Consider the following 10,190-nt stretch of genomic DNA (forward strand, 5'->3'; position numbering starts at 1 on the left):
GCGCGCGGCCAGGTGCGCGATGAGGTCGTCGCGATGTCGCTCGGTGGGGGTTCGCAGGTAGAACAGGTGCGCGGTGTGCTCCCGGTCCGGCGGGACCGTCATGAGCCGGACGTCATTGCGCGTCGCCCATTCCGGCAGGCCCGCCGCGTAGGCGTTCCACACCCGGTGCCTGCCCGCCTGAATCAGCTCGAACTCGTCGAGCTGGGCGTCGAGCACGGCGGCGTTGAGTTCGCTGGGCAGATAGCTGGAGCCGATGTCCTGCCAGGAGTACTTGTCGACCGCGCCGCGTAGGAACCGGGCCCGGTCGGTGCCCTTCTCCCGGATGATCTCCGCGCGCGCCATCAGGATCTCGTCGGTGAGCAGCAGCGCTCCGCCCTCGCCGCAGTGCAGGTTCTTGGTGTCGTGGAAACTCAGTGTTCCCATCGTGCCGAGGCTGCCCAGCGCGTGCCCGCGCCAGCGTCCGCCGAGCCCGTGCGCGTTGTCCTCCACGATCGCGATGCCGTGCGTGGCGGCCAGTTCGCCCAGTCCGGCCATGTCGGCGGCCACCCCGCCGTAGTGGATGACCACGACGGCCTTGGTCCGCGGGCTGATCGCGGCGGCCACCGACTCCGGATCGAGGTTCCCGGTGGCGGGATCGATATCGGCGAAGACGCAGGTCGAGCCGCGCAGTGCCATCGAAGTGGCGGTGGAGGTGAACGCGAAGCTGGGAACGATCACTTCGTCGTCGGGCCCGAGTTCCAGCAGGAGCCCGGCCATTTCGAGAGCCGACGTGCACGAGGTGGTCAGCAGGACGTGCGGCGCCTCGGTGATCGCGGCGATCTTGGCGGTCGCCGACGCGGTGAACGGACCGTCGCCGTGACTGTGGTCGGAGGCGAGTACGGCCGCCAGATTGTCCAGCTCGCGGCGTGCGCGATGCGGACGGCTGAAGATGATGCGCTCAGTGCTCACCCTGCTCGATTCCCCCGGTCGGTTCGTCCATGGCGCCGGGTCGTGGCGTCGGTGTACGCACTGTGAGGAACAGCGGCTTGCCGACGAGGATGTGCAGTGCCACACCGAGGTATTCGGCGATCATGCCCAGCGAGAACAGGATCGCGCCCGAGCACAGCAGCAGCACGACGATGATCGAGGCCCAGCCCTCGGGCGCCCAGTGCACGGTGGTCAGCGCTTTGAAGATGACGTAGGCCGCCATCACGCCGCCCGCCAGCGCCAGCGTCACGCCGAGCATGCTCACCACGCGCAGGCCGCGGGTGCCGCTGCACAGCACCATCTTCCAGAACAGCGAGAAGAGCCGCCGGTAGTTGTAACCGGACTCCTCCCTGCCCTCGGCGCGCAGGGTGACCGGCTGCTGCGCCACCCGTCCGACCACCCAGGTCAACGCGACGTCGAGGTAGGCGCCGTTGGAAGCGACCTCGGCCAGCTGCCTGCCGATGTCGCCACGGATCAGGCGATAGCTCTCGAACCTCGTGGACGCGGGGAAGGCGAACAGTGCGGCGAGCACGAGTTTCGCGCCGCGCGAGGTGACATTGCGCAGGAAACCGTGCGGCCGGGTGTTGACCGGCTTGGAGTACACGAGGTCGGCGCGTTCGGTCAGTGCCGTGTCGAGGAAGCCGCCGATGCTGCCGGGATCGTGCTGTCCGTCCTCGTCCATCGTGACGATCCAGTCGCCGACCGCGACCGACATGCCCGCGATGGTGGCGGCGTCCTGACCGAAATTGCGGCTCAACCAGATCGCGCGGACCTCGGGACGGGTCTGTTGGAGCTCCTGTATCACCATGTCGGAGCGGTCCGGCCCGTTGTCGTGGACGAGCACGATCTCGTCGACCACATACGGGATGCCGCCGGGGGTGCGGCAGGTCGTGGTGAGCTCGTGCAGCTCCTCGACCAGCGCCGCGATGGTCTGCTCACCGCGATAGACCGGCACCACCACCGAGATCGTGTGCGGGCGATCGACTCCCGCGCGGGCGGGTCGCTCTTCGCTCGCGGCGTCGGCGGACGGGCGCGCGGCGGACGCCGCACGCTCGGCGGAGGCGGAGCGTCCGGTAACGGAGGGGCGCCCGGCCGGAATGGGGCGCGCGGTGGGGATCGGCATCGACGGGATCGACTTTCGATGATGGTGGGTGCCGGTACTGCCGCTGTATACGGAACCGGTATACGGCACACAGATGCGCGCCACTGTAACAGGGGAGAGTTGTGTCCCGGTACGGCCTGCCCGTTGTTTACGGCGGAAACAATCCACTCGGAAGCTACTGCCGGGACGCTGAATTCGACAATTGGGATAAAACGGTCATGGCTGACGGACGAGACGACCATCTGTAATGTGTGGAAACCGTGACGGACAGTGCGGTGCGTGAGAAAACGGGGGAGTGCGCTCCCTCACCGGAGCCCGGATCTCCGGCCTCCGAGCCCGGATCTTCCGAGGTCAGCGAGGCCTCGGTGGATGCGGTCGGGCGCCGGGAGGTCCGGCGCTGGGGCCTGGTCACCGTGGTGGGTGTCATCGCCGGATACCTGGCAGTGCTGCTGGCGAACAGCAGGCACTATTTCACCGACGACACCGAATCCCAGTACTCCGCACTCTGGGTCGGGCTGGGCCGCTCGCTGCGTGCGGGAAATTTTCCGGTAATGGTTCCTGAACACTGGATGGCCGGAAACAACACGATGGATGACGCGGGCCTGTTCAACCCGCCGCAATTGCTCATCGACCTGCTCGCGCCGTCGATCGACAACATCGCGCTCTACGCCACCGTCGTGAAACTGCTCTTCTCGATCGTCGCCGCGCTCGGCGTCTACCGGATCTGCCTGGTCTACCGATCCACGCCCGCGTGGGCGGCGGTGGCGGGCGTGGCCTTCCCGCTCTCGGGCTTCTTCCTGTTCTTCGATCAGGCGAGCTGGATGACCGCGCTCACCGGCACCGCGTGGATGCTGCATGCCTGGGCCTCGGCGGTGCGCTACACCCGCGGGGAATCGGGGCCGATCCCGGTCTTCGTCTTCCTCTACCTGACCATCACCGTCCAATACATCTTCCCGTCGGTGGAGGCGGTGCTGATGCTGGCGGCCGTCGCCGTCGGCGAACTCGTATACCGGAAGCAGTGGCAGCCGGTGCTGCGGCTGACGCTGGTCTCGGCCTGCGCCGGGCTCGCCGGGCTGCTGACCTTCCTGCCCAGCCTGCTGTCGGCGAAGGTGACCTGGCGCGGGGTCTCCGAGATCGTCAACGACCAGTTCCTGACGGTCCCGTGGTCGGAATCGCTGAACGCGAGCCTGCCCAGCACCATGCCCGCCTACACCTCCTGGTGGGGCTATGTGCAGCCGCTGCCCTCGACCTATATCGCCTGGTTCCTCATCCCGGCACTGGCCTTCGTCGACTGGGGCCGCGCCAAGCAGGCATGGCGGGAACTGAGCGCGGTCGCGATCTTCTCGGTGACCGTGCTGCTGTGGATCGCCGGCCCCGGCACGATCGGCCCGCTGCGCTGGCCGGCCCGCGTCCTGCCCATGCTGGCGATCGGCCTGCTGGTTCTGGTGTGCGTACTGCTCAGTCGCTTCGGCGCCTTCCGCGCCCCGAAGAACCGCGCGATCGGCGCGGCGCTGCTGGTTCTGGTCCTGCTGGTGCGATCGGCCTCGGCCGATCCGGACGGCGCGCTGTGGCACGTGATCTCGGCTGTGGCGATCCTGGCCCTCGGTGCGGCGGTGGTTCGTCTGGCGGGCACTCGCGGCATCGCGGCCGCGTGCGCGCTCACCATCGTGGCGATGTTCCCCATCGCCTACCTGCAGGTCCGCGCCGCCCAGCCCACCCCGATGGCCTGGAACCTGCCCGCCGACCGCTCCGAGGCGAAGGCCGCGTTTCCCGAATTCCCCGGCACCACCATCCAGCTGGGTGAACGCGGCCTGCTCGGAGAACGGGACCGCCACCTCGACGCCGCGTACCGCTCGCTGGTGTTCGGCAACTATGCGCGCACCCTGGACCGGACCTACGTCAACGGCTACACCCCCACCGGCCACTTCTACTTCGGTGAGCTGCTGTGCATGCGCTGGGACAGCAGCGTCTGCCCGGATGCCTACCGCCGCCTGTTCGCCCCCGAACCCGAGACCGGTCGCGCGCCGGTCGACCTGATGAACCTCGACCGGGTCGTGCTGCAACGCGCCCTGTTCCCCGACGCGACGAACCAGCCCGTGCCCGACGGCTGGCACTGGGTCGACCAGCCCGGTCACGAGGACTACATCGCCGTCCTCGAACGCGATGCCGGCCCGGTGTCGACGGTCAACGGCCGCATCTCGCACACCGAGAACGTCACCGCCGAGTCGATTTCGGAGACCGACACCACCAGCAGGCTGCGTGTCGACTCGGCCGAGGGCGGCATGGTCGTATTCGCCCGCTTGGGCTGGCCCGGCTACCGCGCGACTCTCGACGGCGAACCGATCCCGATCACCACGGTGGCCAAGAGCTTCGTCGCAGTCGAGATCCCGCCGGGGACCGAGGGCGCCGAACTCGTGCTGACCTGGCGGCCGCCGGGCTGGAAGGTCGGGATCGCCTCGATGATCGCCGGTCTGGCCGGGCTCGGGGTATTGCAGTGGTGGTATGTCCGGTCGCGCCGCCGCGCCGCCGCCGAGAGCGCGGGACATACCGGCCCCGCCGATGGCGTCGATCCCGCCGACTCGAGGGCGCGGGAGTCCGCGCACGAAACCACGAGCGCTACGTCGTGAGGGTGATCCCGTGAGCGCGGAACACCTGGAAACCGACGCCAAGCCGCCCGGGCTCCCACGGCCCGGGCTCGGCCGGGCCACCGATTCCATCGGCCTGGTCCGGCGCACGCTGCGCAGGCAGGAAGTCGGTTATGTGCTCGTCGGCGGGTTCAACACCGTGTTCGGCACGGCGCTCACCGTGGCGTGGCTGACGGTTCTGCCGGATTCCGCCTGGTCTCCGGCGGCCGCCGTCGCGCTCGCCTACGCCATCAGCGTGGTCGTCGCGTTCGTCCTGCACCGCACCCTGGTCTTCCGGGTGCGCGGCCGCGTGCTGCGTGACTTCCTGGCCTTCGTCGCCGTCAACTCCGGCGGGCTGGTGCTGAACATGGCGCTGCTGTCGCTGGCGGTGACGGTGCTCGACCTGCCGGAGGCGCCCTCGACGGTGGTGGTGATGGGCCTGGTCGCGATCGCCGGCTTCTTCGGCCACCGGCACATCTCCTTCCGTCGTCGGGCGGTCGTCGAGGCGGACGGCGCGGTCCGGTAGGTTCACCACCATGCCGGAGCGCACCGTCTTGGACCCCACTCTGCTCGAACTGCTGGCCTGCCCCCAGGACAAGGGCCCGTTGCTGCTCGTCGCCGACGACTCGGGCGCGGACATCCTCTACAACCCGCGCCTGCGCCGCGCCTACCCGATCGACAACGGCATTCCGGTGCTGCTCGTCGACGACGCCCGCGATGTTTCCGAGGCCGAGCACGAGAAGCTCCTCACACAGCAGAACCGGTGATCATCGGACCGCGCGAGCGCCCGTGAAGCTCAGCCTGCTCCCTTGCCGATATCGCCGGTGAAGTAGCGCTGCACTGTCGGCCCGACCGCGGCGACCAGTTCGTCGAGCGGCATCGAGGCCAGCGGCTCCACCCCGACGATCTTGCGTGCGACGATGATCCCGACCATCTGTGAGGCGGCCAGCGCCACCCGGGCGCGACCGTCGTCGGCGTCGGTGGCGATACGCACCCGCACCCGCTCCAGCACGATCTCCAGGATGAAGGCCCGTACCAACGCCGGGTCCCCGCCTGCCAGCAGGCTGCGCACCGCCGCAACGGCCGCGGGACCGGCGGGGGAATCCCAGATCGCGGTGACCGCGCGCACGATCGACTCGCCGAGTTCGTCGACCGGCACCGAATCGACGAGGGTGAGCACGGTTTCCGGGTCGACCGGCAGCTCCACCGCCGCGGCGAACAACTGCTGCTTCGTGCCGAAATAGTGGTGCACCAGCGCCGGATCGACGGCCGCGGCGGTGGCGATCGACCGGATCGAGGTCTTGTCGAAGCCGTTCTCGGCGAAGCGCGTCCGGGCCGCGTCCAGGATCGCCTCCCTGGCTCCGGACTGTCCGCGCCGACGACCGGGGCGGCCGGTGCGCCCCGAATCCGCGGTCTCGGCCTTCACGCGCTGCGCCGGCGTAGCGTGGCCGCGCCAACGACCAGGGCCACGACCGCGAACGCCGCGACGATCAGCAGATCCCGTCCCATCTGCGCGGTGGGCTCGGCATGGACCGAGACCTGCTCGAGCGCGTCGACGGCATAACTCAGCGGCAGCACATTGCTGATGATCTCGAGCCAGCGCGGCAGCTGATCGCGCGGCACCAGCAGGCCGCACAGGAAGATCTGCGGCCCGACCACCAGCGGCATGAACTGCACGGCCTGGAACTCGGTGCGCGCGAACGCACTCGCCAGCAATCCGAGCGCCACCCCGCAGATCGCATCGGCCACCGCGATCAGCACCACCCAGCCGGGACTGCCCGCCGCCTGCAGATCGAGCAGACCGAACGACACCAGGCATGCCACCACCGCCTGCGCGGCGGCGGCCAGTGAGAAGGCGGTGCCGTACCCGCCGATCAGGTCCAGTTTCGACAGCGGTGTGGACAGCAGCCGCTCCAGCGTTCCCGAGCTGCGCTCGCGTTGCATGGCGATCGCCGTGACCAGGAACATCACGATGAACGGGAGGATGCCCAGCATGCTGATGCCGACCCGGTCGAACAGCGCGGTCCCCTGGGGATTCGCCGGTGTCTCGGCGTAGATGAAATACAGCAGCGCCATCAACACCGCGGGAACCACCAGAATCATCGCGACCGTGCGGTGATCGTTGCGCAACTGCCGGAGGATGCGGGTGGTGGTGGCGGCGTAGGGACGCAGGGTCGGGGCGGTCATGCGCTCGTTCCTGTCGTGATGAGGGTGAGGAAGGCGCGTTCGAGGTTCTCCTCGCCGGTCTCGGCGCGCAGCTCGTCGGGGGTGAGCTGAGCCAGCAATTTGCCTTCACGCATCAGCAACAGCCGGTCGCAGTACTCGGCCTCGTCCATGACATGACTGGAGACGAGCAGTGTGGTGCCGCCGGCGGCGAGTTCGCGGAACTTCTTCCACAGCTCGACCCGCAGAACCGGGTCCAGCCCGACGGTGGGTTCGTCGAGGATCAGCAGGTCCGGCCGGGCGACGAGGGCGCACGCCAGCGAGGCCCTGGCCTGCTGCCCGCCGGAGAGTTCGTCGCCGCGCTGACGCGCGTGGTCGCGCAGCCCGACGGCCTCGATCGCCTCGTCGACATCATCGCGATCACGCCCGGACAGCGCGGCGAAGTAGGCGACATTGTCGTGGACGCTGATGTCGGGGTAGATGCTCGGCGCCTGGGTGACGTAGCCGATCCGCTTGCGCAGCTCACGCGCCCCGGCGGGCAGACCGAGCGCGCGGATCCGCCCCGATCGCACCAGCTGGGTGCCGACGATGCTGCGCATCAATGTGGTCTTCCCGCAGCCGGAGGGCCCGAGCAGCCCGGTGATCGACCCGCGCGCGATGGTGAGCGAAATGCCGTGCAGCACCTCACGTTTCCCGCGCCGCACGAACAGGTCCTCGACCTCGACGGCCGGTGCGGGCTCGGGCTCCGCCGGACGCGACGTGAGCTGGTCGGTCATGACGACCTCAATTCATCGAGCGTTGAATTCACTACGTGATGAATTGTGCGCCCCTTGCCCGGCGGACGCAATGCCCTTCGTGCGCGGTGAGCCGCGAAACATCCCGGGGGAGTGGCCGGAGCGCTGCCGACCCGCGATCACGCACAATGGCCGCGTGTCCGCCGAAGAAGTCGTCTCCGTCGAGGAACTGGTCGTAGAGCCGCCCGCCGCCGCCCGCCGACTGCTCGGCGCCACGCTGCGATCCGGGCCGGTCGCGATCCGCCTCGTCGAGGTCGAGGCATACGGCGGCGATCCGGCGGGCCCGTGGCCCGACCCGGCTTCGCACTCCGGTCGCGGCCGCACCAAGCGCAACGCCGTGATGTTCGGACCTGCCGGCCACCTCTACGTGTATCTGAGCTACGGCATGCACTTCTGCGTCAACGTCACGACCGGCCCCGACGAGACGGCGAGCGCCGTGCTCTTACGCGCGGGCGAAGTCACCGAAGGCATCGACATCGTCCGCGCGCGCCGCGGCACCGCCCGCACCGACGCGGACCTCGCGCGCGGACCCGGCAATTTCGGCACCGCCCTGGGCATCGGCCTGGCCGACTACGGCACCCCGCTCTTCGGCCCGGACGCATCCATTCGTCTCGAACTGGCGGCTCCATTGCGCCCCGAGCAGATCGCCGTCGGCCCCCGCGTCGGCGTCAGCACCGCCGCCGAGCGGCCCTGGCGTTTCTGGCTGCCGTCGTCGCCCGCGGTATCCGCGTATCGGCGAAGTCCCCGCGCTCGCTGAGGTAGGCCCGCCGGACGGCGCGCGGATTCCCGCCCTCACCGGCTACCGAGTCGACGACAGGGCCGGGCGCGACCTACCGCCGGGTGCCTGCGCTCCCGGCGGTACCTGCGCATCGGCGCAGGACAGCGGTGCGGAAAGATGGTGCGGCGTGAGCGGCGACATCATCGATGAACTGACCTGGCGCGGACTGATCGCACAGTCCACCGACCTCGACGCCCTGCGCTCGGCGCTGGCCGACGGCCCGCTGACTCTCTATGCCGGGTTCGATCCCACGGCGGCCAGCCTGCACGCCGGCCATCTGGTCCCTTTGCTGGCCCTCAAGCGCTTCCAGCGCGCCGGTCACCGGCCGATCGTGCTCGCCGGCGGGGCCACCGGACTGATCGGCGATCCCCGCGACGTCGGCGAACGCACCATGAACTCCACCGACACCGTCGCCGCGTGGGCCGGCCGGATCCGTTCCCAGCTCGAGCGCTTCGTCGACCTCGACGATTCCCCGACCGGCGCGGTCATCGTGAACAACATGGACTGGACCGGCCCGCTGAGCGTCGTCGACTTCCTGCGCGACATCGGCAAGCACTTCTCGATCAACGTCATGCTGGCCCGTGACACCGTCAAGCGCAGGCTGGCGGGCGACGGCATCTCCTACACGGAATTCAGCTACATGCTGCTGCAGGCGAACGACTACCTGCAGTTGCGCCGCAGCCACGGCTGCCGGTTGCAGGTCGGCGGCTCCGATCAGTGGGGCAACATCATCTCCGGCGTCGAGCTGAACCGCCGCGTCGACGGCGAGAGCGTGCACGCCCTTACCGTGCCGCTGGTGACCTCGGCCGACGGCAAGAAATTCGGCAAGTCCACCGGCGGCGGCAGCCTCTGGCTCGATCCCGAGATGACCAGCCCCTACGCCTGGTACCAGTACTTCGTGAACACCGCAGACGCCGACGTCGTGAAGTACCTGCGCTGGTTCACCTTCCTGGGCCAGGAAGAACTGGCCGAACTCGAGCGGGCCACCGTCGAGCGCCCGCACGCGCGGGAGGCGCAGCGCCGGCTCGCGGCCGAGATGACCACGCTGGTGCACGGCGAGAAGAACACCCAGGCGGTGCAGCTGGCGAGCCAGGCCTTGTTCGGGCGCGGCGAACTGCGGGATCTCGACGAGTCCACGCTGGGTGCCGCACTGCGCGAGACCGCTGTCGACGGGGAAGTAGCCCGGATCGAGCCCGGTACGCCCAACACGATCGTCGATCTTCTGGTGGCGACCGGGCTGTCCGAAAGCCGGGGCGCGGCCCGCCGCACGGTCAACGAAGGCGGCGCCTCGGTGAACAACCAGAAGATCGCCGACCCCGAATGGACCCCGTCGGAAGCCGACTACCTGCACGGACGCTGGCTGGTCGTGCGCAGAGGCAAGCGAAATACGGCCGGCGCGCTGCTTTCGGAGAATTGATCTTGGTGGCTCGGGTCACAATTTCGTGGCCCGAGCCCGTTTTCGGCCCGATGGCACGCTTCTGACCTGCGGAATTACATGGCTGTAGTGCGGATTTGACGAAGAGTTCTCCGCCGCGTAACTTATTCAACGTCAGAGCGACACGGACACCGACCCGGAGTCGAGACGCAGAGCCGAAAGGCTCGGCGGGGCGCGGGAAACGAGGTAGGACGAGGGGCGCCTGACAGCCAGTGTGGATCATGGGATCGACCGGACTTGACTCCGGGAGAGACTGTGGTTAGGCTAGAAAAGTTGCCTCACGGAACAACCGGTTAGCCCGGTTCGGATGTGTGTGCGCCTGTTCTTT

Annotated in this window: 10 protein-coding genes; 5 read left to right on the top strand and 5 right to left on the bottom strand. The window is 68.9% G+C overall.

Translation table 11 applies throughout. The features are described 5' to 3' along the window. The coding region (gene rffA / locus ON26_RS09430) for a dTDP-4-amino-4,6-dideoxygalactose transaminase (RefSeq protein ID WP_040795659.1) at nt 1-948 on the bottom strand (948 nt) is incomplete at its 3' end. Further along, on the bottom strand, nt 938-2,089 hold the full coding sequence (locus ON26_RS09435) for a glycosyltransferase (protein WP_083883971.1): 1,152 nt from the start codon (nt 2,087-2,089) through the stop codon (nt 938-940). The genes rffA and ON26_RS09435, both read right to left, overlap by 11 nt. Nucleotides 2,090-2,433: 344 nt before the next feature. Between ON26_RS09435 and ON26_RS09440 the strand changes: the two genes are divergently transcribed. From ON26_RS09440 to ON26_RS09450, 3 genes are read left to right on the top strand one after another with little or no spacing between them, the layout of a single operon-like run. Then, nucleotides 2,434-4,695: a membrane protein gene (locus ON26_RS09440; RefSeq protein WP_040795660.1), complete on the top strand. Its 2,262-nt coding sequence runs from the start codon at nt 2,434-2,436 to the stop codon at nt 4,693-4,695. 10 nt (nt 4,696-4,705) lie between these two features. After that, nucleotides 4,706-5,218, top strand: a complete 513-nt coding sequence (locus ON26_RS09445) for a GtrA family protein (protein WP_245545788.1) — start codon at nt 4,706-4,708, stop codon at nt 5,216-5,218. Nucleotides 5,219-5,228: 10 nt separating this feature from the next. Beyond that, on the top strand, nt 5,229-5,459 hold the full coding sequence (locus ON26_RS09450) for a Trm112 family protein (protein ID WP_040795661.1): 231 nt from the start codon (nt 5,229-5,231) through the stop codon (nt 5,457-5,459). Nucleotides 5,460-5,488: 29 nt separating this feature from the next. Here ON26_RS09450 and ON26_RS09455 read toward each other — a convergent pair whose 3' ends face one another. Genes ON26_RS09455 through ON26_RS09465 form a run of 3 tightly spaced genes read right to left on the bottom strand, consistent with a single transcriptional unit; the run spans nt 5,489 to nt 7,631 of the window. Then, nucleotides 5,489-6,118 (bottom strand): TetR/AcrR family transcriptional regulator, encoded by a 630-nt coding sequence (locus tag ON26_RS09455; protein ID WP_040795662.1) that lies wholly within the window; start codon nt 6,116-6,118, stop codon nt 5,489-5,491. After that, on the bottom strand, nt 6,115-6,879 hold the full coding sequence (locus ON26_RS09460) for an ABC transporter permease (RefSeq protein ID WP_040795663.1): 765 nt from the start codon (nt 6,877-6,879) through the stop codon (nt 6,115-6,117). Before ON26_RS09460 ends, ON26_RS09455 begins: the two co-directional genes overlap by 4 nt. Further along, the gene (locus ON26_RS09465) at nt 6,876-7,631 is read right to left on the bottom strand and encodes an ABC transporter ATP-binding protein (protein WP_051026870.1); all 756 of its coding nucleotides are present in this window, start codon (nt 7,629-7,631) and stop codon (nt 6,876-6,878) included. The genes ON26_RS09460 and ON26_RS09465 overlap by 4 nt, the downstream gene beginning before the upstream one ends. A 154-nt stretch (nt 7,632-7,785) precedes the next feature. On the opposite strand from ON26_RS09465, the gene ON26_RS09470 reads away from it, so the two are divergent. Together ON26_RS09470 and tyrS are read left to right on the top strand one after the other, a co-directional pair. Further along, the gene (locus tag ON26_RS09470; RefSeq protein WP_040795664.1) at nt 7,786-8,406 is read left to right on the top strand and encodes a DNA-3-methyladenine glycosylase; all 621 of its coding nucleotides are present in this window, start codon (nt 7,786-7,788) and stop codon (nt 8,404-8,406) included. 148 nt (nt 8,407-8,554) lie between these two features. Next, nucleotides 8,555-9,844: a tyrosine--tRNA ligase gene (gene tyrS, locus ON26_RS09475; RefSeq protein ID WP_040795665.1), complete on the top strand. Its 1,290-nt coding sequence runs from the start codon at nt 8,555-8,557 to the stop codon at nt 9,842-9,844. The last annotated feature ends 346 nt before the right edge of the window (nt 9,845-10,190 follow it).

It is taken from the genome of Nocardia higoensis NBRC 100133, assembly GCF_000308595.1.
Lineage (GTDB): Bacteria > Actinomycetota > Actinomycetes > Mycobacteriales > Mycobacteriaceae > Nocardia > Nocardia higoensis.